Source organism: Burkholderia sp. AU31652 (assembly GCF_002223155.1).
GTDB lineage: Bacteria > Pseudomonadota > Gammaproteobacteria > Burkholderiales > Burkholderiaceae > Burkholderia.
The window spans coordinates 723,338-744,623 of the sequence record NZ_NKFG01000003.1; the positions used below are offsets into that span (position 1 = coordinate 723,338).

Below are 21,286 nucleotides of genomic sequence, written 5' to 3' on the forward strand. Positions count from 1 at the left end.
GCGGCACGCGCCATTCGTCGACTGAAACGATCTGGACGAACGGCTACTTTTTCGGGAGCAAAGGTCATTGGCGCCGCTTTTTGCGCCGCCAAGAATTCCTGTCAGGCCATCGCCGTCATCCGCCGGATGACGAACGGGCGATGCGCAACAGGGAGACAGACGATGCGCTTCATGCTGAACGGCCAGCCGTTCGATTTCGACGGCGATCCCGATACGCCGCTCCTGTGGGTCATTCGCGACTCGGCCAGACTGACGGGCACCAAGTACGGCTGTGGCATCGGCGCGTGCGGCGCCTGCACCGTGCACCTCGACGGCGAAGCCGCGCGTGCGTGCGTGCTGCCGGCGGCGAGCGTCGCGGGCCGCGCGGTCACGACGATCGAGGGGCTGTCGCACGATCGCTCGCATCCGGTGCAGCGCGCGTGGATCGAGAAGGACGTGCCGCAATGCGGCTATTGCCAGTCGGGGATGGTGATGGCGACGGCCGCGCTGCTCGTGCGCCACCGCAAGCCGACCGACGCGCAGATCGACGCGGCCGTCACGAACCTGTGCCGCTGCGCGACCTATCAACGCATTCGCGAGGCGATCCATGTCGCGGCCGGCTGACGCGGTGCGGGTACAGCCGGTGCCGAACGTGGCGCGGCGCGTGTTCCTGAAGGGCGGCGTCGCGCTGGCGGGCAGCCTGCTGCTGCCCCTGGCGTTCGGCGACGTCGTTCAGGCGGACGGCGACGGTGCGCGCTTTCGCGAGATCAACGACTGGGTGCGCGTCGATACGGACGGCAGGACGATCATCGGGCTGTCGCAGGCGGAAGTCGGGCAGGGCGTCTATACCGGGCTGCCGCAGGTGCTGGCTGACGAGATGGATGCGGACTGGCGCAGCGTGACGGTCGAGTTCGTCACGGGGCGCGATGCGTACCGGATCGATGCCGCGAACGAGGCGCCGCAGCAATTCGTCGGCGCGTCGATGTCGGCGACGATGTTCTACACGCGCTTGCGGATCGCAGGTGCGCAGGCGCGCTCGGCGTTCCTGCGGGCCGGCGCCGCGCTGCTCGGCGTGCGCGACACGCAGTGCGTGACGCGCGACGGCCGCGTCGTCCATCCGCCGAGTGGTCGTTCGCTGTCGTACGGCGTGCTCGTCGACGATGCGGCCAGGCTGCCGCACGATCTGCAGCCGCGCCTGAAACCGGCCTCCGCGTACACGCTGATCGGCCGTCCGCTGCACAAGCTCGACGTGCCCGCGAAGGTCGACGGCAGCGCGATCTTCGGCATCGACGTGCAGGTGCCCGACATGCTGGTCGGCGCGCTGACGATGGCGCCCACGCTGAACGGCAAGCCGACCGCCGTGAAGAACCGCGACGCGCTGCGCGCCATGGCGGGCGTGACGGACGTCGTGCTCGCGAAGGACGCGGTGATCGTCGTCGCGCAGACCTATTGGCAGGCGAAGAAGGCGTGCGATGCGGCGGACATCGTGTGGGACGCGGGCCCGACGCCGGCATTCGACAGTGCGACGATCCTCGCGCAGCGCAAGGGCGCGCTGCAGGCGGAGCACGCGGTGGTCGCGACGCAGATCGGCGAGCCCGGGCGCCATCTTGCCGAGTCCGGCAGCGTCGTCGAGGCCGACTACCACACGCCGTACATCGTTCACGCGACGATGGAGCCCGTCAACGCGACCGTGCACGTGCGAGCCGGCGAGATCGAGGTCTGGGGGCCGATCCAGGGGCAGGACAAGGTGCGCTGGACGCTGTCGGCGCTGTTCGGCGTGCCGGCCGAGCGCGTGATCGTCAACACGACGTTTCTCGGCGGCAGCTTCGGCCGCAAGTACGTGCCGGATTTCGTCGTGCATGCGGCCGTCGCGTCGAAGGCGGTCGGGCGGCCCGTGAAGGTGATCCGCTCGCGCGAGGACGATATCCGTCACGGTTTCTACCGGCCGTGCGCGTCCGCGCGGTTTCGCGCGGCGCTCGGCCGCGACGGCCTGCCGGTCGCGCTGCATGCGCGCGTCGCCGGTCATTCGCTGTATGCGGCAATCAAGCGCGACCGCTACAACAAGGCGGGCGGCTGGGACGAGACGATGCTCGACGGCCTGTACGACCTTTGCTACGACGTGCCGAACCTGCTGGTCGATTCGGTCACGGTGATGCAGCCGATCCCGGTCAGCTTCATGCGCAGCGTCGGCAGCACGTCGACCGTGTTCTTCCTCGAAAGCTTCGTGAACGAGCTCGCGCATACGGTGCGGGCCGACCCGGTGCAATACCGGCGCGCGTTGCTGAAGCACGATGCGCTCGCGTTGCGCGTGCTCGAGGCGACGGCCGCGCGCGCGAACTGGTTCGGCCGCGCGCCGGCCGGCCTGTCGCGCGGGGTCGCGTATTCGCTGTACACCGGGCGCGGCGGCGCATTCAGCACGTACGTCGCGGCGATTGCCGAGGTGCGCGTCACGCGCGGCAACGTGAAGCTCGAACGGATCGTGTGCGGGATCGACTGCGGCCGCGCGATCAATCCGCTGCTGATTCGCGAGATGGTCGAGGGCGGCGTCGGCTTTGCGCTCACCAACACGTTCAGGAGCGAAATCACGTTCGAGCATGGCGCGGTCGTGCAGCGCAATTTCGCCGACTATCCGCTGCTCGGCCTGGCCGCGATGCCAAAGATCGAAGTGGTGATCGTCGACAGCGACCGCGATCCGCAAGGCTGCGGCGAGGTCGCGTTGCCGCCCGTCGCACCGGCGGTGGCGGATGCGATCTGGCGCGCGACCGGCGAGCGGCCGCGCGCGATGCCGTTCGATACGCCGCTCGCGACCTGAACGACCCGATATCCCCCACCGGCCGGCGGCGCCGAGTGCGTCGCCGGTCGATAGAAAGCATAACTACACGATTGGTCTGGAGACTTCGATGAAAACCTTTCGCACGGCCGCGACGGCCATCTCGTTCGCGGCCGCCGCCGCCGCATCGCCGGACGCGCAGGCGCAGGGCAGCGTGACGCTGTACGGCATCGTCGACACCGGCGTGCAGTACTACAACCATGCAGCCGGCGGTGGCGCGGTCGCCGGCATGCCGTCGCTGACCGGCGAAGTGCCGTCGCGCTTCGGGTTGCGCGGCGTCGAGGATCTCGGCGGCGGCTTCCGCACGTTCTTCGTGCTCGAAAACGGCTTCGCGCTGAACTCGGGCGCGCTGAACTACGGCGGCCGCCTGTTCGGCCGACAGGCGAACGTCGGCGTCGATTCGCCGTATGGCACGCTCACGCTCGGGCGGCAGATGAACATGTCGATGCTCGTGCTGCTCAACGCCGACGTGATCGGCCCGTCGATTCATTCGATGGCGAGCTTCGACAGCTATCTGCCGAACGCGCGCAGCGACAGCGCGATCGGCTATCTCGGCCACGTCGGCGGCGTGACGCTCGGCGGCACGTACAGCACCGGGCGCGATGCGGCGGGCCCGGCCGGCCCGTCGGCCACGAACTGCGCGGGCAACGTGCCGGGCGACCCCGTTGCCTGCCGGCAATACACGATGATGGTCGCGTACGACGCGCCGCAGTTCGGCATGGCCGCTTCGTACGACGTGATGCACGGCGGCACGGGCGCGTCGGCGCCGCTGTCGAACCCCGGCTATACCGACACGCGCACGATCGTCGATGCGTACGTCAAGTTCGGCATCGCGAAACTCGGCGCGGGCTGGATCCGCCGCAACACGGCGGCCGCGGCCCACGGCCAGTCGGACCTCTTTTTCGCGGGCGGCACGGTCTACGCGACGCCGGCGCTATCATTCGACGCACAGGCCGTGCGCTATCTGCTGCGTGGCCGCTACGACTCGAACCTGTTCGTCGGGCGGGCCAACTACAGCCTGTCGAAGCGCACGCTGGTCTATACGTCCGTCGGTTACATGATGAACAGCGCGCTCGGCACGTCGGCGGTGGCAGCAGGCGGCACGGTCCGCACCGGCCGCGACCAGGTCGGTGCGATGGCGGGCATCCAGCAGCGCTTCTGACGCGGCGGCGCGCTCCACGGAGATTTCGACGATGACGACCGATCTTCTCAGCGACGTGCTGACCGACCTGCGGGCCGGTGCAGTGGTCACGGGACGCTTCACACTGAGCGCACCGTGGGCGATCCGCAAGCCGGCCGTCGCGGGCGCGCCATTTCGCACCTGCGCGGGCAGCCCGTTCTTCCTGTCGGTCGCCGGCGCCGCGCCCGTGCACGTCGAGCCGGGCGACTTCGTGCTGCTGCCGCACGGCGACGAGCACGTGATGGCGTCGTCGCTCGACGTGCCGCCCGTGCCGTTCGATACGCTGATGGCCGACAAGGGCATCCGGCCGCGCTTCGACACGCCGCTCGCGTTTGCCGCGGGCGGCGGTGGCGCGACCAGCGAACTCTATACGGGGATCGTCGTGTATCGCGACATCGTGCGCAGTCCGCTGTTCTCGGTGTTGCCGACGCTGATTCACGTGCGCGCCAACGATGCGGCCGTCGCGCCGTGGCTCGCGAGCACGCTGCAGAGCTTCATCCAGGAATCGATGGCGTGCCAGCCGGGCTGGGCGATCGCCGCGACGCGCCTGGCCGACGTGCTGTTCGTGCAGTTGCTGCGCGCGCATCTGCAATCGTCGGCGAATCACACGGGCTGGCTGCGTGGCCTCACCGATCCGCAGATCGGCCGCGCGATGGCGCTGATGCATCGCGATCCGCGGCGCAACTGGCAGCTCGCGAGCCTCGCGGCCGAGGCCGGCATGTCGCGGTCGCGCTTTTGCACGCATTTCGCCGAACTCGTCGGCGAGACACCGATCGGTCATCTGACCGCCTACCGGATGTATCTGGCGAGCGGCGAGCTCGCGAACGGCAAGCTGCGGCTGATCGAGATCGCCGAGCGGGTCGGCTACACGTCGGAGAAGGCGTTCGCGCGCGCGTTCCATCGCTGGTCGGGGATGGCGCCGCGCCGCTATGCGCGCAACGCACGGGACCTGTATGACCTTGCACGACATGGATGACCGCGCAGCGCGCCCTCGGGTGCCGGCGCTCGCGCGCGGGCTCGCGATTCTCGAAGCGGTTGCGGCCGGGTCGTCGTCCGCGACCGCCGCGGACCTCGCGTCGCGGCTCGGCGTGCCGCGCAACTCGATCGCCCGGCTGCTGAGAACGCTGGTTCGGTACGCGTTTCTCGTTGTCGATCCGCACGGCCGCTATCGACCCGGGCCGGCTGCCGCGCGGGTCGCGGCCGCGTATCTCGGCGCGCGGCCTGAAGTCGCGCATGCGCAGCCGGTGCTGGACGCGTTGTGCGCGCGCAGCGGGCTCGCTGCGCAGTTGCTCGGACGGGATGGCGCGGAAGTCGTCGTGCTCGCGCAGGCGGCGCCCGACGGGGCCGCCTGCCTCATCACGCGCGTCGGCGCGCGGTTCGCGGGGCGGGCGGTGGCGGATGTGGATGGCGAAAACGATGCGGCCGAGCCCGACGGCCAGCCCGTCCGGCGGTTGGGCCGGCAGGGCGTGTCCCGGCAGGCGGCCGGCATCGTCGCGACGCCGGTGGTTGCGGGCGGTGCGCTCGCGATCGGCGTCGCGCTCGATGTGCCGGACGACGCGCGATGGCGGCAGATACCGGAAATGATCGGCGACGCGGCGCGGCGCCTGTCGGACGCGCTGGCCGATCCGGCCGAGGCCGCCCACCGCTGAGCGCCATCGGCCGTCGTCGCGGTCCACCGGCGCGGGCGCCGGCCGCGCGCCACGTTCGCGGCGACGCGGGCCGACGAACGGAGCGGGCGGTACGACATGTCCCGCCCGCGGGCCGCTTCATCACTCCCCGGCGACGGCCGGCCCGCCGTTGTTCCCGCGGCGGTTGCGCCGTTTCTCGGCCCACACGCGGAAGCGGTCCATGTACAGGTAGACGACCGGCGTCGTATAGAGCGTCAGCACCTGCGACACGATCAGCCCGCCGGCGATCGCGATCCCGAGCGGCGCGCGCAGCTCGGCGCCGTCGCCGTGGCCGAACGCGAGCGGCAGCGCGCCGAGCAGCGCGGCCATCGTCGTCATCATGATCGGGCGGAAGCGCAGCAGGCACGCCTCGTGGATCGCGTCGAACGACGACTTCTGGTTGTTGCGCGTCTGGTCGATCGCGAAGTCGACCATCATGATCGCGTTCTTCTTCACGATCCCGATCAGCAGGATCACGCCGATCAGCGCGATGATGCTGAACTCGGTCTTGAACAGCAGCAGCGCGAGCAGCGCGCCGACGCCGGCCGACGGCAGCGTCGACAGGATCGTGATCGGGTGGATGTAGCTCTCGTACAGGATCCCGAGCACGATATAGACGGCCAGCAGCGCCGCGAGGATCAGGATCGGCTGGTCGTTCATCGACTGCTGGAACGCCTGCGCGGTGCCCTGGAAGCTGCCGACGATGGTCGGCGGGACGCCGACCTGCGCCATCGTCTGGTAGATCACCTGCGTCGCCTGCGACAGCGACACGCCGGGCGGCAGGTTGAACGAGATCGTCGTCGCGACGAACAGCCCCTGGTGGTTGACCGACAGCGGCGTCGTGCTCGGCCCGAACGTCGCGATCGCCGACAGCGGGATCATCGTCGACTTCGACGTCGATACCGACGCACCCGACGACGCGCTCGACTTGCCGCTCGCCGCGATCGAGTTGAGCGCCTGGTTGCGCGCGGAGTCGGACGCGATCGCCGCGGCGCTCTGCGTGGCCGTGCCGGCGCTCGACGTGCCGGCGGAGGTCGCGACGTAGGTGCCGGCCGCCGCGTTGGTGGTCTGCGAGCCGTTCGCGCTGCCGCCCGACGTGCTGATCCACACCTGGTTCAGCATCTCGGGGCTCTGCCAGTACTTCGGCGCGACTTCCATCACCACGTGGTACTGGTTCAGCGGGTTGTAGATCGTCGAGACCTGGCGCTGGCCGAATGCGTCGTACAGCGTATTGTCGATCTGCGCGGGCTTGATGCCGAACCGCGCGGCCGTCGCCCGGTCGATCGTCACCATCGCTTCCATGCCGCCTTGCTGCTGGTCGGAGTTCACGTCGGTCAGCTCGGGGCGCTTCTGCAGCGCCTCGGTCAGGATCGGCCCCCACTTGTACAGGTCGGCGCTCGAATCGCCGAGCAGCGTGAACTGGTACTGCGCGTTGCTCTGCCGGCCCCCGACGCGAATGTCCTGCGCGGCCTGCAGGAACGTGCTTGCGCCGGCGACATCCGACAGCGGGACGCGCAGTTGCTGGATCACCTGGTCGGCGGACAGCTTGCGCTCGGTGCGATCCTTCAGCGTGACGAACATGAAGCCCGAGTTGGTCTGCGTGCCGCCGGTGAAGCCCGCGACGCTCTTCACGTTCGGGTTGCTCTGCACGATGCGCATCATCTCGGAGAATTTCAGCTTCATCGCCTGGAACGACGTCGACTGGTCGGCCCGGATGCCGCCGATCATCAGCCCGGTGTCCTGCTGCGGGAAGAAACCCTTCGGCACGACGATGTACAGGTAGACGTTCAGCCCGATCGTCGCGAACAGGGTCAGCAGGATCAGGAGCGGCCGGCGCAGCGCCCACGACAGCGAGCGCTCGTAGCCGCGCTGCATGCGGCTGAAACAACGTTCCAGGAAACGCCCGAAGCGGCCTTCGTTTTGCGGGTCGTGCGACTCGGGCAGCAGGCGCGCGCACATCATCGGCGTGACCGTGAGCGACACCGCGAGCGAGACGGCGATCGCGAGCGACAGCGTCAGTGCGAACTCGCGGAACAGTCGCCCGACGATGCCGCCCATCAGCAGGATCGGCAGGAACACCGCGACGAGCGAAATGCTCATCGACAACACCGTGAAGCCGACCTCGCGCGCGCCGTCGAACGCGGCCTGCATGCGCGACTTGCCGTTCTCGATATGCCGCGAGATGTTCTCGAGCACGACGATCGCATCGTCGACGACGAAGCCGGTCGCGACGATCAGCGCCATCAGCGACAGGTTGTCGATCGAGAAGCCGAGCAGGTACATCGCGCCGAACGTGCCGATGATCGAGATCGGCACCGCGACGCTCGGGATCAGCGTGGCGCGCCAGTTGCGCAGGAACAGGAACACGACCATCACGACGAGGCTGACCGCGATCAGCAGCGTGTGCTCGGTGTCCTTCAGCGACGCGCGAATCGTGGTCGAGCGGTCGAGCACGGGCGTGACGGTGATGTCGGCCGGCAGCGACGCGGTGAGCTGCGGCAGCGCCGCGCGCACGCGGTCGATCGTGTCGATGATGTTCGCGCCGGGCGAGCGGTAGAGGATCACGAGCACCGCGCGCTTGCCGTTCGACAGGCCGAGGTTGCGGAGATCCTCGACCGAATCGACGACGTCCGACAGGTCGGACAGCCGCACGGCCGAGCCGTTGCGGTAGGCCACGACGAGGTCGCGGTATTGCGACGCCTGGGATGCCTGGTCGTTCGTATAGAGCTGGTAGTGCCGCGGGCCGAACTCGATCGCGCCCTTCGGCGCGTTGGCGTTCGCGGAGGCCAGCGCCGCGCGCACGTCCTCGAGGCCGATCCCGTAGTGGAACAGCGCCTGCGGTTCGAGCTCGACGCGCACGGCCGGGTTCGCGGAGCCGCTCACCGTCACCTGGCCGATCCCGTCGATCTGCGACAGCGACTGCTGCAGCACCGTCGACGCGGAGTCGTACAGCTTCGCGGGCGACGAGGTCTCCGACGTCAGCGACACGATCATGATCGGCGAATCGGCCGGGTTGACCTTGCGGTAGGTCGGGTTGCTCTTCAGCGCGGCGGGCAGGTCGGCGCGCGCCGCATTGATCGCGGCCTGCACGTCGCGCGCGGCGCCGTCGATGTCGCGGTTCAGCCCGAACTGCAGGATGATCCGCGCGTTGCCGACCGTGCTCGTCGACGTCATTTCGGACACGTCGGCGATCGAGCCGAGATGCCGCTCGAGCGGGCTCGTCACGCTGGTCGCGACCGTTTCCGGGCTCGCGCCGGGTAGCGACGCCTGCACCGAGATCGTCGGGAAGTCGACCTGCGGCAGCGGCGACACCGGCAGCTTGACGAACGCGAACAGGCCCGCGAGCGCGACGCCGATCGCGAGCAGCGTCGTCGCGACGGGGCGGGTGATGAAGGGGCGTGACAGGTTCATTGCTTGCTACGCATCCGTGCGCGGGCCGGCTTGCGGGCCGTGGCGTTCGAACCAGCCGCGCACGCGGCGCGCGAGCGAGTCGAAGCCGAGGTAGATCACGGGCGTCGTGAACAGCGTCAGCACCTGCGACACGATCAGGCCGCCGGCGATCGCGATCCCGAGCGGCTGGCGCAGCTCGGAGCCCGCGCCGGAGCCGACGATCAGCGGCACCGCGCCGAGCAGCGCGGCGAGCGTCGTCATCAGGATCGGCCGGAAGCGCAGCAGGCACGCCTGGTAGATCGCCTCGCGCGGCGGCTTGCCTTCGACGCGCTCGGCCTCGAGCGCGAAGTCGATCATCATGATCGCGTTCTTCTTCACGATGCCGATCAGCAGCACGATGCCGATGATCCCGATGATGTCGAGGTCGTGCCCGGTGATCATCAGCGCGAGCAGCGCGCCGACGCCGGCCGACGGCAGCGTCGACAGGATCGTGATCGGGTGGATGTAGCTCTCGTACAGCACGCCGAGCACGATGTACATCGTGACGACCGCGGCCAGGATCAGGAACAGCTGGTTCGACAGCGATGCCTGGAACGCGAGCGCCGCGCCCTGGAAGCGCGTCTGGAACGACGCGGGCAGCCCGATGTCCTTCTCGGCGGCGCCGATCGCCTTGACCGCCTCGCCGAGCGACGCGCCCGCCGCGAGGTTGAACGAGATGGTGGTCGACGGGAACTGCGACAGGTGCGCGACCAGCAGCGGCGACGGCCGCTCGTGGAACGACGCGATCGACGACAGCGGCACCTGGCCGCCGCCCGCCGACGGCAGGTAGATGTCGTTCAGCGATTGCGCGTAGTGCTGCTCCTTTGGCTCGGACTCGAGAATCACGCGGTACTGGTTCGACTGCGTGAAGATCGTCGACACGATGCGCTGGCCGAACGCGTCGTACAGCGCGTTGTCGACGGTCGCCGGCGTGATGCCGAAGCGCGCGGCGCTCGGGCGGTCGATCTCGATGTAGACGGACTGGCCGTTGCTTTGCAGGTCGGTCGCGACGTCGGCGAGCGACGGCTCCTGCTGCAGCCGGGCCACGAGCTTCGGCACCCAGGTCGCGAATTCTTCCGAGTTCGGGCTCGTCAGCATGAACTGGTACTGCGTCGGGCTGACGGTCGAGTCGATCGTCAGGTCCTGCACCGACTGCATGAACAGCGAGATGCCGGTGATGTTCGCGACGCGGTGCTGCAGGTCGCGGATGATCTGCGCGGCCGACTCGGCGCGTTCGTCGCGCGCCTTCAGGTTGATCAGCATCCGGCCGCTGTTCAGCGTGATGTTGCTGCCGTCGACGCCGATGAACGACGTGAGGCTCTCGACGTTCGGATCCTTCAGGATCTCGGCCGCGAGCGCCTGCTGGCGCTCCGCCATCGCGCCGTACGAGATCGACTGCGGCGCCTGCGTGATCGCCTGGATCACGCCGGTATCCTGCGCGGGGAAGAAGCCCTTCGGCACGTAGACGTACAGCAGGCCGGTCAGCGCGAGCGTCAGCAGCGCGACGACGAGCGTCGAGCGCTGGCGGTTCAGCACCCATTCGAGCGCGACCGCGTAGCGCGCGATCACCCAGTCGATCGCCCGGTGCACGCGCGCCTCGAAGCGATGGCTCTCGGGCGGCGGCGAATGGCGCAGCAGCTTCGCGCACATCATCGGCACGAGCGTGAGCGACACGATCGCCGAGATCACGATCGTCACCGCGAGCGTGATCGCGAATTCATGGAACAGGCGCCCGACCACGTCGCCCATGAACAGCAGCGGGATCAGCACCGCGATCAGCGACACCGTCAGCGAGATGATCGTGAAGCCGATCTGCCGCGAGCCCTTCAGCGCGGCCTCGAGCCCCGTCTCGCCTTCCTCCACGTAGCGCGCGATGTTCTCGATCATCACGATCGCGTCGTCGACGACGAAGCCGGTCGCGATGGTGAGCGCCATCAGCGACAGGTTGTTCAGCGAGAAGCCGGCCATGTACATCACCGCGAGCGTGCCGATCAGCGACAACGGCACCGACAGGCTCGGGATGATCGTCGCGTAGACGTTCGCGAGGAACAGGTACATCACGAGCACGACCAGCGCGACCGCGAGCATCAGTTCGAACTGCACGTCGCGCACGGCGGCGCGGATCATCGTCGTGCGGTCGGTGACGATCTCCACGTCGAGCGCGGCCGGCAGCGTTTCCTGCAGCTTCGGCAATTGCGCCTTGATCGCGTCGACGGTCGCGATCACGTTCGCGCCCGGCTGGCGCTGCACGTTCAGGATGATCGCGGGGTCGGCATTCACCCACGCGCCGAGCTTGGTGTTCTCCGAGCCGGCGACGACCGTCGCGACGTCGGTGAGCATCACCGGGCGGCCGTTCTTGTAGGCGACGACCGCGCTGTTGTACTGGTCGGCGCTCGTCAGCTGGTCGTTCGCGTTGATCGTGTACGCGCGCGTCGGGCCGTCGAAGTTGCCCTTCGGCGTGTTCACGTTCAGGTTCGAGATCGTCGTGCGCAGGTCGTCGAGGTTCATCCCGTACTTCGCGAGCGCGGTCGGGTTCGCCTGGATCCGCACGGCCGGGCGGTTGCCGCCCGACAGGCTGACGAGACCGACGCCCGCGACCTGCGAGATCTTCATCGCGAGGCGCGTGTCGGCGAGATCCTGCACCTGCGTGAGCGGCAGCGTCTTCGACTTGACGGCGAGCGTCAGCACCGGCGCATCGGCCGGGTTGACCTTCGCGTAGATCGGCGGGGCAGGGAGGTCGGACGGCAGCAGGTTGCCGGCCGCGTTGATCGCGGCCTGCACTTCCTGTTCGGCGATGTCGAGCGGCAGGTCGAGCGAGAACTGCAGCGTGATCACGGACGAGCCGGCCGAGCTTTGCGACGACATCTGGTTCAGCGACGGCATCTGCCCGAACTGCCGTTCGAGCGGCGCGGTGACCGACGAGGTCATCACCTCCGGGCTCGCGCCCGGGTAGAAGGTCTGGACCTGGATCGTCGGATAGTCGACTTCCGGCAGCGCGGCGAGCGGCAGGAAGCGCAGCGCGACGAGACCGGCCAGCATGATCGCCGCCATCAGGAGGGCGGTGCCGACCGGCCGGAGAATGAAGAGGCGGGATGGATTCATCGAGCGGCCCGCGCGTTACTGGGCCGCGGAGGCCGCTGCCTGCGACGCGCCGTGCTTGCGTTCGCCGCGATGGCCGCCGGCGCCCGATGCGCCCGACGCCGCACCGGCGCCGCGCGCGCCCGACGCGCCTTTCGGCTTGTCGGCCGGGATCGAGATCTTCGCGCCTTCGCGCAGGCGGTCGGAGCCGTCGGTCACCACGCGCTCGCCGAGCGACACGCCGCTGACGATGCTCGTGCGTTCGCCGTCGACCGGGCCGATCGTGACCTTGCGCACGGTCACCGTGTTGTCGGGTTTCACGACGTAGACGAACTGGCCGATCGAGCCGGTCAGCACGGCCGAGGTCGGCACGATCGTCGCGTTGCGCAGCACGTCGACGAGCAGGCGCGTGTTCACGAACTGATTCGGGAACAGCATGCCTTCCTTGTTATCGAAGTTCGCGCGCAGCTTGACGGTGCCCGTGCTCGTGTCGATCTGGTTGTCGAGCGTCGCGAGCGAGCCCGTCTCGAGCGGCACCGTGTTGTTGCGGTTGTACGCGGTGACCGACAGCTTCTGGCCCGCGTTCACCTGCTTGAGGATCTGCGGCAGGTTGTCTTCCGACGTCGTGAAGATCACGCTCATCGGCTGCAACTGCGTGATCACGACGAGGCCGTTGGTATCACCGGGCGTCACGTAGTTGCCGGGGTCGACCTGGCGCAGGCCGACGCGGCCCGACACCGGCGCGGTGATGCGCGCATACGTGAGGTTCAGCTTCGCGGAGTCGATCGCGGCCTGGTCGGTCTTCACCGCGCCTTCGTATTGCTTGACGAGGGAGGCCTGCGTATCGACGGTCTGCGACGCGATCGAGTCCTGCGACAGCAGCGTCTGGTAGCGCTTCAGGTCGAGGCGGGCCGTCGCGAGCAGCGCCGAGTCGCGCGCATGCGTGCCTTCGGCGTTCTCGAGCGCGACCTGGTACGGGCGCGGGTCGATCTGCGCGAGCAGGTCGCCCTTCTTGACGATCTGGCCTTCCTGGAACGCGACCGACTGCAGGTAGCCGGACAACTGCGTCTTGACCGTCACGTTCGCGAGCGGCGTGACGGTGCCGAGCGCGGACAGCACGATCGGCATTTCGCCCTGGGTCGCGGTCGCGACCTGCACGGGTTGCGGAACGTTCGCCATCGCGGCGGGGCCGCCACGGCCGCGGTGGCCGCCGGCACCCCCGGCGGCGCTTGCGCCCGCACCGCTCGCACCACTGCCGGCTGCCGGCGTGCGGTTCCACGGATGCCACCACAGCAGGCCGCCGATGACGACGACCGCGAGTGCGCCGGCCATCAGCGTGCGGCGCGGGCGCCGCGCGGCGGGGGACGCGGGGTCTTTCGAAGGAGGCGTGGGCTTTTGTTCGTTATCCATCGTGATCTGTCAGGAAGACGGCGCGGCGGGCCGGAAATCGGGCTGCCGGGCTGCGCGTGGGCAAGCGGTGCCGGGGGAGGCGCCCGGCTCGGTCCGGGCCCCCGCCGGTCTGCGCGGGAAAAGAGCGGTGCGCACCGCGAGTGCGGCGCGACGATGGGCATGATCCTACGTCCCGTCCCCGTTACAGTCCAGTGGCCTATCTTTCAACGGGTTACGGTCGTTACAGAACGCGACAGTGCGATGACGAAACGATTACACGCTGATGCGACGGGCCGGTGCGCCGCCGATCTCGCGGGTGATTTTCGCGATACATTCATGCAGCGCGGGCACCACGTGTTCGTGCAGCCACTCGGGCGGGCACTGGTGCGACGCGCCACCGCAATTCACCGAATAGCGCTGGCCCGACGGGCCGACGAAACCGGCCGCGACGGCATTCAGGCCTTCGCGCCATTCGCCGATCGCGATCGCGTGGCCGTCGCGCATCGCGTCGTCCAGCGCGGGGGTCAGGCGGGCCGACACATGCGGCCAGTCGTCGCCCGCCGTGGTGCGCAGCGACTCGAGCAACTGGCGGCGTTCGTCGTCCTCGAGTGCGGCGAGATACGCGCGGCCGACCGCGGTGCGCGCGATGTCCATCCGCGAGCCGATTTCGAGGCGCGTGACGAGTACGGCCGAACGCGGACGGATCACGTCGATCGCGACCATGTCGAGCCGGTCGCGCACCGCGAGGTGCACGGACAGCGACGTGCGTTCGGCCAGCTCGATCATGAACGGCCGCGAACGCGCGCGGATGTCGAAGTTGCGCAGGAAGCCGTGGCTCAGCTCGAGCACCGACGCGGTGAGCACGAAGCGCTCGCTGTCGGGCAACTGGAACAGGAAGCCGGCGCTGACGAGCGTCGCGGTGATGCGCGAGACGGTCGGCTTCGGGATGCCGGTCAGTTCGGTCAGCTCGCGGTTGCTGACGGGCGCGTCGGCCGCCGCGATGCGGCGCAGCACGGCGAGGCCGCGGGCAAGGGCGGTGATCTCGTCGGGCGACGATTCACGGTCCCGCGACGCGGGAGGGGTTACAGTTGTCGACACGAGGGATTCTCTCTAATTCCGAAACTCGATTTCAATTTTGTTGGTATTGTAGGACTATTGTCAAAGGATGCATGTTCTGCGGGCGAACCGGTCATTGGATGAGATTTTACGGGTTCACCCTTGGTTTATTAGGAAAACGCTCAAATGAGCGTTGCCAGAAAGTGCATGAACCGGTGCAAATACCGCTTGACTTGTCGGGCGGAAACGGAAAGAATGTCTCACGTTTTCGAAACATCGTTTCAAGAGTTTAACCGGCAACGATGTTTCGCGCAGTCTCTCAGGTTCTAGCACGGCCCTCGGAATGGCTAGAACTTTTTTAGCGCCACGGTCTCCGTGGCGCTTTTTTTTGCCTGTCTTTCTGCCCGTCCGCCCGGACGCGTCAGGCCCGTATTATCCCCCGATCGTCGCAACCCCCGTTTGAACGCGGGCAGCGTCTGTTTGCGCGCGCGCCTTGCGTGATTCGCGTGCGCAAAAAAAAGCGCGATGCCCGCCCTGGGCATCGCGCATCAAACGGCGTGGAGCGCCGACGAATGAACGGTGATGAAGAAAGGGGCCCACCAGGGGGCGGACCTCCTCGCGTGACCCGGTCAGGCCTTCGCGAGCTGGATGCTGGTCTGCTCGGCCGTCAGGTAGCCGACGCTGGCGCCGAAGCGGTCCTTGAAGTTCGTGCGCACGAGCGGATCGAGCGTCGGCTTGACCTTGTCGTGCAGCGGCGATTCCCAGTCGCCCGCGTGCTGGAAGTTGCTCATGATGTAGGTCCAGCCGTTGATCTCGTCGACCGCGTGCAGGCCCGTCGATTCGGCGCCGGCCGGGCACGACAGCACGCGTACCAGCGACTTCGTGTCGACGTTGTAGGCCCACAGGAAGTTGTTCACGTGCATGCCCGAGTCTTCGCCGATGAAGAGCGTGCGCAGCTTTTCGGAGAACTTCAGGTTGTCCGGGTTCGCGATCTTGTCCGGGTTCGCGAGGTTGCCGAGCCCGTCGGCCGCGGCGAGATCCTCGCCGACGAGCGCGGCCGGCGCGCCCATGTCGACCGGCACCCATTCGCTGTCGATCGCGCTGCCCGTCGTGTCGCGCTGGCTGCCCTTCAGGTTCAGTGCATAGACGGCGCCCGCGGCGATCTTCTTGTCGACCGCGACGTCGCGCGACACCGCATTGCCCTTGACCATCGACGTCTCGATCCGCGACATCGCCGTGTAGACGATCTTGTCCTTCGCGTTCACGGTCGTGCCTTCGAGCTTCGTGAAGCCCATGCTGCCGCCGAGCAGCGCCGCGTAGCGGTGGGTCTCGAGGAATGCGGCCGCCTTTTCCATCCCCGGCTTCACGCGCATCCAGTTGAACTTGCCGCCGAAGTGGATCTTCGTGTAGCTCGCATCGTTCGGGTCGGTGGTCGCGAGGTCCATGATGTCCGACGCCTTCAGCGTGTTCGCGAGCGCTTCGATCTCGCTGCTGGTTGCGTGGCCGATCTTGATCCACGTGAGCGTCGCGGTGCCCGCGCCGGCCGACGACGTCTGCGTCCACTTCGCGACGTACAGCGTGCCGGCCGACAGGTCGGCCGCCTTGTCGGCGACGAACATGAACAGGCCGCCGTTGGTGGCGTCGTCACCCATCATCACGGTGCGCTGGTCCGGCATCACCTGGATCAGCTCATGCGAGATGCGGCCGAGGCAGTAGTGCTTCTTCACGGTGCCCGTGCCGTCCGGATTCACGGTGATCTCGGGCAGGTGGCCGTAGTGGTAGGGGTTCGCCTTCGTCTCGTCGCCGAACGTGTTCTTGCTGAACGCCTTGAACTGCGCGTCGGTCGCGACCTTCGTCGCGTCCGGCTCGTACTCCTCGCTCGACAGGTGCGTGCCCCACGGCGACAGGCTCGCGCCGCACGTGATCCACAGGCCGTGCGCCTTCGACGTGTCGACGTTGTGGTACTTGACGACCTTCAGCGCGCCGTTGGCCGGATCCTGATCGAGCGTGATCACCGCGATCGGCGACGGCAACTGGCCGTATTGCGACGCGCTCGCCTGGTCGCGCGTCGTGTATTCGAACTGCACGACGGCGAACACCGTGTTGCCCTTCACGCCGGGCACGTTCGCGTTCTTCAGCGTCAGCAGCGAGCTACCGTCCGGGCAGTCGGAGTAGAACTGGCGCTCCTTGCCGGCCACCGAGCGATCGATGATCGGCTGGTTGTTGATGTCGTAGTAGCCGCCCGCGAGCGTCGTGCCGCCCTTGCCGTCCGGCACCAGGTCGCCCGTCACGAAGAACGGCCGGTACGCGAGCTTGAAGTTGCGCGCCGAGCCGTCCGAGAACGACACCGACAGCGTCGAGCCGACCGTCGTCGTGGCCATCGCGGCCGCGTTGTCGAGCGTCGGGGCGGCCATCGCCGAGAACGTCGCCGACGTGTATGCAGCGGCGACCGGGGCCGGCGTCGACGCGGGATTGTCGTCGCCGCCGCAACCCGTCAGCAGGGCCGGCAGCGCGAGGCCGGAAAGAGGAAGCATCGGCGCGCCGGCGAGGATCTTCAGGGCCTGACGACGGGCAGCATTGGGCAACGCGGGCATGTGGAGTCCAGTTTCAGTTGTTGGAAGAATGGCCTTTGCGAAGCAGGCGGTCGGCAAGCTCGGCGAAGGCAAATTGAAAACTGGACGGAAGTGTAGGGACGCTAGATGAAAGTTTTTTGAATTGAAAACGTAATGATGTGTCGGGCGGCCGTCAGGTGAGCGGACGGCCGCCGGTCGCAAGCGTTTGCGCTCAATCGCGTTCGGGCGTCGCCGAGATGCGGTGGATCGACAGGTCCGCGCCGTCGAACTCGGCTTCGCGGTCGAGGCGCAGCCCGACGGTCGCTTTCAGCGCGCCGTAGACGAGCGTGCCGCCGGCGGTCGCGATCGCGATGCCGCCGAGCGTGCCGACGAGCTGCGACATGAACGACACGCCGCCGAGACCGCCGAGCGCGGGCAGGCCGAACACGCCGGCCGCGAGGCCGCCGAGCGCGCCGCACATGCCGTGCAGCGGCCACACGCCGAGCACGTCGTCGATGCGCCACTTGTTCTGCACGCAGGTGAACATCGCGACGAACAGCGCACCGGCCGCGGCGCCGGTGACGAGCGCGCCGATCGGGTGCATCACGTCGGAGCCCGCGCACACCGCGACGAGGCCCGCGAGCGGCCCGTTGTACGTGAAGCCCGGGTCGTTGCGGCCGGCCATCCACGCGGCGAGCGTGCCGCCGACCATCGCCATCAGCGAGTTCACGGCGACGAGGCCGCTGACCTTGTCGAGCGTCTGCGCGCTCATCACGTTGAAGCCGAACCAGCCGACCGCGAGTACCCACGCGCCGAGCGCGAGGAACGGGATGTTCGACGGCGGGTGCGCGGCGATCCGGCCGTCCTTCGCATAGCGGCCGTGGCGCGCGCCGAGCAGCAGCACGGCGGGCAGCGCGACCCAGCCGCCGAACGCGTGCACGACGACGGAGCCCGCGAAATCATGGAACGGCGCACCGAACGCGTGCGTGAGCCAGGCCTGCACGCCGAAGCGGTTGTTCCAGGCGATCCCTTCGAAGAACGGATAGATGAAGCCGACGATGATCAGCGTCGCCACGAGCTGCGGATTGAACTTCGCGCGTTCGGCGATGCCGCCGGACACGATCGCCGGGATCGCCGCCGCGAAGGTCAGCAGGAAGAAGAAGCGCACGAGCGCATAGCCGCTGTGCTGCGACAGCGTGCCGATGTCGTCGAAGAACTCGACGCCGTACGCGATCGTGTAGCCGATGAAGAAATACGCGAGCGTCGACACCGAGAAGTCGACCAGGATCTTCACGAGCGCGTTGACCTGGTTCTTCTTGCGGACCGTGCCGAGTTCGAGAAATGCGAAGCCCGCGTGCATCGCGAGCACCATGACGGCGCCGATCAACAGGAACAGTGTGTCGACGCCGGATTTCAGACCATCCATGCCGTGGCTTCCTTGCGCAAAAAACGGGCGAGGAATGCAAGTATCGAGCCAACTTGGTGAACGGCTGCGTGGAGTTGGTGCTTCAACACCGTGTGGTGCGGCAATCCGGTGAATCGTGCACGGGAAGGGGGCGTGGCCCTTGCGGGTGCGACGGGATGCCGATTGCACGCGTGTGGTGCGACGTGTGCGGAACTGGTGCGCGTGATGGGCCGATTGGCGCGACGTGGTGCGTGGTGGTGCGGTGCCGCGCACCGTTTCGGCGCGTCAGTGGCGCGGGAACAGCAGCGGCGGCCGGCGCAGCCGCAGTGCGCACGCCGACCAGTAGGCGGCGACGGTCGCCAGCCCGAGGGCGGCAAACGCGAGTGCCGCGAAGCCCGCCAGCGACTGACCGTCGGCGGTGGGGCCGAGGATGCCTTCCGCGACGATCAGCGCGGCCGTCCAGAAGCCGATCACGGCCTGTGTGAGCAGGCGCGCGGACGCGACGCGGCGCGGGCGCCCGGATTCGGCCAGGCGGCGCGCCGACGGCGGGCGCAGGCACAGGAAAAGGGTGGCGGCGAGTACGGCGGCCAGGGCGATGAACCAGTCGACGAGGAAATCCATGAGAAAAAGGGGGCGCGTCCAAAGCGGATTGAAGCGTGCCCACTTTAGTGTCCTCGCGTGTGCGATTGAATCAGACGAGTCCGAAATTGAAAGCCATTTTTAATCACGGTGCGTGATTGGCCCTGTTCCACAGGCGGTATCATCGACGTCGGTCCAACCACGAGGCCGCGCGACGCGCGGCCGGAGATTGCTGATGAACATGAAGACATCGCGGGCGCGTCGCGTGCCCGGGTTCGTACTGGCGGCCGTGGCCGCCGGTGCGCTGCTGTTGCTCGCGGGCTGCGAGAAGTCCGGTGCGCCGGTCACGCAACCCGATACGGCCGCGAGCGCGGCCGCCGATGCCGCGAACAATGCGGCCAAGGCGCTCGACCAGGTGGCGAGCACCGTCAACCAGCAGCTCAACGCCGCGAAGGCCGGCATCGCGTCCGCGGCGTCGGCCGTGCCGCCGCTGTCCGCGAGCGGCCTCGCCTCCGCCGCGCAGGCACAGATCGACGCGGCCGCGTCCGCGGTCGTCGCGCATGCGGCTTCCGAAGCCGGCGCGAAGATCGCCGAAGCCGGCAAGAAGCTCCAGCAGTGGAGCCAGCAGAATGCGCCGGGCGCCAAGCCCGCGAGCGGAGAGTGACGCGGGCTTGCATGATCCGCTAAATGTAATTATGATGGTTACACATGTCGCCGGCTGCGGGATGGGCCGGCGTCGTCAAATGAGTCAGGAATGAATACCAGCAGCCGGTTCGCGTTTGCCGTCCACGTGCTTGCCTTGCTGTCGATGCAGGAGGGCGTGCCGTTGTCGTCCGACATCATCGCGGGCAGCGTGAACACGAATCCGGCGCTGATCCGCCGGTTGCTGTCGATGCTGGCGGCCGCGGGGCTGACCACGTCGCAACTGGGCGCGGGCGGCGGTGCGTTGCTGGCGCGCGAGCCCGGCGCGATCACGTTGCTCGACGTGTATCGCGCGGTCGACGATGCGCAACTGTTTGCGCTGCACCGTGAGGCGCCGAATCCCGCGTGTCTCGTCGGGCGGCACATCCAGGGCGCGCTGATCGATTACATCGGCGACGCGCAGCGTGCGATGGAAGCATCGCTTGGCACGCGCACGCTGGCCGACGTGACGGCCGACGTGCTGGAGTTGGAGCAGCGCACGCAGCAGGCGGCACGCGCCGGCGGGTGAGTGGCGGCAAGGCAGGAGGCCGGACGGCGCGCGAGGCGTGGCGACCGGCGCAACGGGGGCTTTGCCCCGTTTTTTTCGGTCTTATATGTAATTAACTACGTTACATATTTTTCTTACTGGAGAATCGATATGACGCAACGTACCTTGAATTTCGCGCTGTTCGGCGCCACCGGCACGATCGGCTCGCGCATCGCCGCGGAAGCGGCACGACGCGGCCATCGCGTGACCGCGCTGTCGCGCCATCCGGGCGCAGCCGGCGACGGCATCACCGCGAAGGCGGCCGACCTGTTCGACGCGGCCAGCATTGCGGCCGCACTGCCGGGCCATGACGTCGTTGCGAGCGCGTACGGCCCGAAGCAGGATGATGCGGCGAAGGTCGTCGCAGCTGCGAAGGCGCTGGTTGCCGGCACGCGCCAGGCGGGGCTGAAGCGGCTCGTGGTGGTGGGCGGCGCCGGTTCGCTCGAAGTTGCGCCGGGCAAGCAGCTGGTCGACAGCGAAGGTTTCCCGGAGGCGTACAAGGCGGTCGCGCTCGCGCACCGCGACGCACTCGACTACCTGAAGACGGTCAGCGATCTCGACTGGACGTTCTTCGCGCCGGCCGCGCTGATCGCCCCGGGCGAGCGCACGGGCACGTTCCGCACGGGCGTCGGCAAGCTGATCGCGGACGCACAAGGCAACAGCAAGATCTCGGCGGAAGACTACGCGGTCGCGTTCGTCGACGCGCTCGAGCAAGGCAGCTTCGTGCACGAGATCGCGACGGTCGCGTATTGAGCAGTGCGCTGACGCTGGCCCGTGGCGCGTGAGCGCCGGGCTGGCCGCGACGTGCAGGAACGCCAGGCGATTCCACCTTCACGGGCGGAGTCGCCTGTTTCATTTGGCGCGTGCGGTGTGGCGGCGGATTCGCTCGCTGCGCGCGCGTGCCGGATCGGTAT

15 protein-coding genes are annotated in these 21,286 nt (G+C 68.1%); 8 read left to right on the forward strand and 7 right to left on the reverse strand.

The genetic code is table 11. From position 1 onward, the window contains the following. Window positions 1-162 precede the first annotated feature (162 nt). From CFB40_RS06125 to CFB40_RS06145, 5 genes are all read left to right on the forward strand, one after another. Window positions 163-603, forward strand: coding sequence for a (2Fe-2S)-binding protein (locus CFB40_RS06125; protein WP_089424896.1), 441 nt, complete (start codon window positions 163-165; stop codon window positions 601-603). Then, complete coding sequence (locus tag CFB40_RS06130) at window positions 587-2,791, forward strand: xanthine dehydrogenase family protein molybdopterin-binding subunit (protein ID WP_089430808.1); 2,205 nt, start codon at window positions 587-589, stop codon at window positions 2,789-2,791. The genes CFB40_RS06125 and CFB40_RS06130 overlap by 17 nt, the downstream gene beginning before the upstream one ends. An 88-nt stretch (window positions 2,792-2,879) precedes the next feature. Further along, a complete protein-coding gene (locus CFB40_RS06135) occupies window positions 2,880-3,971 on the forward strand; it encodes a porin (RefSeq protein WP_089430809.1) in 1,092 nt (363 codons plus the stop codon). Window positions 3,972-4,002: 31 nt separating this feature from the next. Beyond that, complete coding sequence (locus CFB40_RS06140) at window positions 4,003-4,965, forward strand: AraC family transcriptional regulator (protein WP_089424899.1); 963 nt, start codon at window positions 4,003-4,005, stop codon at window positions 4,963-4,965. Next, the gene (locus tag CFB40_RS06145; protein WP_256976560.1) at window positions 4,958-5,638 is read left to right on the forward strand and encodes a helix-turn-helix domain-containing protein; all 681 of its coding nucleotides are present in this window, start codon (window positions 4,958-4,960) and stop codon (window positions 5,636-5,638) included. Before CFB40_RS06140 ends, CFB40_RS06145 begins: the two co-directional genes overlap by 8 nt. A gap of 120 nt (window positions 5,639-5,758) precedes the next feature. On the opposite strand, the gene CFB40_RS06150 is transcribed toward CFB40_RS06145, so the two are convergent. From CFB40_RS06150 to CFB40_RS06180, 7 genes are all read right to left on the reverse strand, one after another. Beyond that, entirely contained in the window at window positions 5,759-9,067 is a 3,309-nt protein-coding gene (locus CFB40_RS06150) for an efflux RND transporter permease subunit (RefSeq protein ID WP_089424901.1), read from the reverse strand. A gap of 6 nt (window positions 9,068-9,073) precedes the next feature. Then, window positions 9,074-12,187 (reverse strand): MdtB/MuxB family multidrug efflux RND transporter permease subunit, encoded by a 3,114-nt coding sequence (locus tag CFB40_RS06155; RefSeq protein WP_089424902.1) that lies wholly within the window; start codon window positions 12,185-12,187, stop codon window positions 9,074-9,076. Between the two features lie 15 nt (window positions 12,188-12,202). Beyond that, window positions 12,203-13,573 carry an MdtA/MuxA family multidrug efflux RND transporter periplasmic adaptor subunit gene (locus CFB40_RS06160; protein WP_089430811.1) on the reverse strand — a complete coding sequence of 457 codons (1,371 nt, stop codon included), beginning with the start codon at window positions 13,571-13,573 and terminating at the stop codon, window positions 12,203-12,205. Window positions 13,574-13,825: 252 nt separating this feature from the next. Next, the gene (locus CFB40_RS06165) at window positions 13,826-14,650 is read right to left on the reverse strand and encodes an IclR family transcriptional regulator (RefSeq protein ID WP_089424904.1); all 825 of its coding nucleotides are present in this window, start codon (window positions 14,648-14,650) and stop codon (window positions 13,826-13,828) included. Between the two features lie 587 nt (window positions 14,651-15,237). Then, window positions 15,238-17,202 (reverse strand): PhoX family protein, encoded by a 1,965-nt coding sequence (locus tag CFB40_RS06170; RefSeq protein WP_089424905.1) that lies wholly within the window; start codon window positions 17,200-17,202, stop codon window positions 15,238-15,240. Window positions 17,203-17,392: 190 nt separating this feature from the next. Then, the gene (locus CFB40_RS06175; RefSeq protein WP_089430812.1) at window positions 17,393-18,586 is read right to left on the reverse strand and encodes an ammonium transporter; all 1,194 of its coding nucleotides are present in this window, start codon (window positions 18,584-18,586) and stop codon (window positions 17,393-17,395) included. A 264-nt stretch (window positions 18,587-18,850) separates the two neighbouring features. Then, on the reverse strand, window positions 18,851-19,186 hold the full coding sequence (locus CFB40_RS06180) for a hypothetical protein (RefSeq protein WP_089424907.1): 336 nt from the start codon (window positions 19,184-19,186) through the stop codon (window positions 18,851-18,853). 193 nt (window positions 19,187-19,379) lie between these two features. Here CFB40_RS06180 and CFB40_RS06185 point away from each other — a divergent pair, with 193 nt between their 5' ends. From CFB40_RS06185 to CFB40_RS06195, 3 genes are all read left to right on the forward strand, one after another. Beyond that, window positions 19,380-19,808: a hypothetical protein gene (locus tag CFB40_RS06185; RefSeq protein WP_089430813.1), complete on the forward strand. Its 429-nt coding sequence runs from the start codon at window positions 19,380-19,382 to the stop codon at window positions 19,806-19,808. 90 nt (window positions 19,809-19,898) lie between these two features. After that, the gene (locus tag CFB40_RS06190; protein ID WP_089424909.1) at window positions 19,899-20,354 is read left to right on the forward strand and encodes an Rrf2 family transcriptional regulator; all 456 of its coding nucleotides are present in this window, start codon (window positions 19,899-19,901) and stop codon (window positions 20,352-20,354) included. Between the two features lie 129 nt (window positions 20,355-20,483). After that, window positions 20,484-21,125 carry an NAD(P)-dependent oxidoreductase gene (locus tag CFB40_RS06195; protein ID WP_089430814.1) on the forward strand — a complete coding sequence of 214 codons (642 nt, stop codon included), beginning with the start codon at window positions 20,484-20,486 and terminating at the stop codon, window positions 21,123-21,125. The last annotated feature ends 161 nt before the right edge of the window (window positions 21,126-21,286 follow it).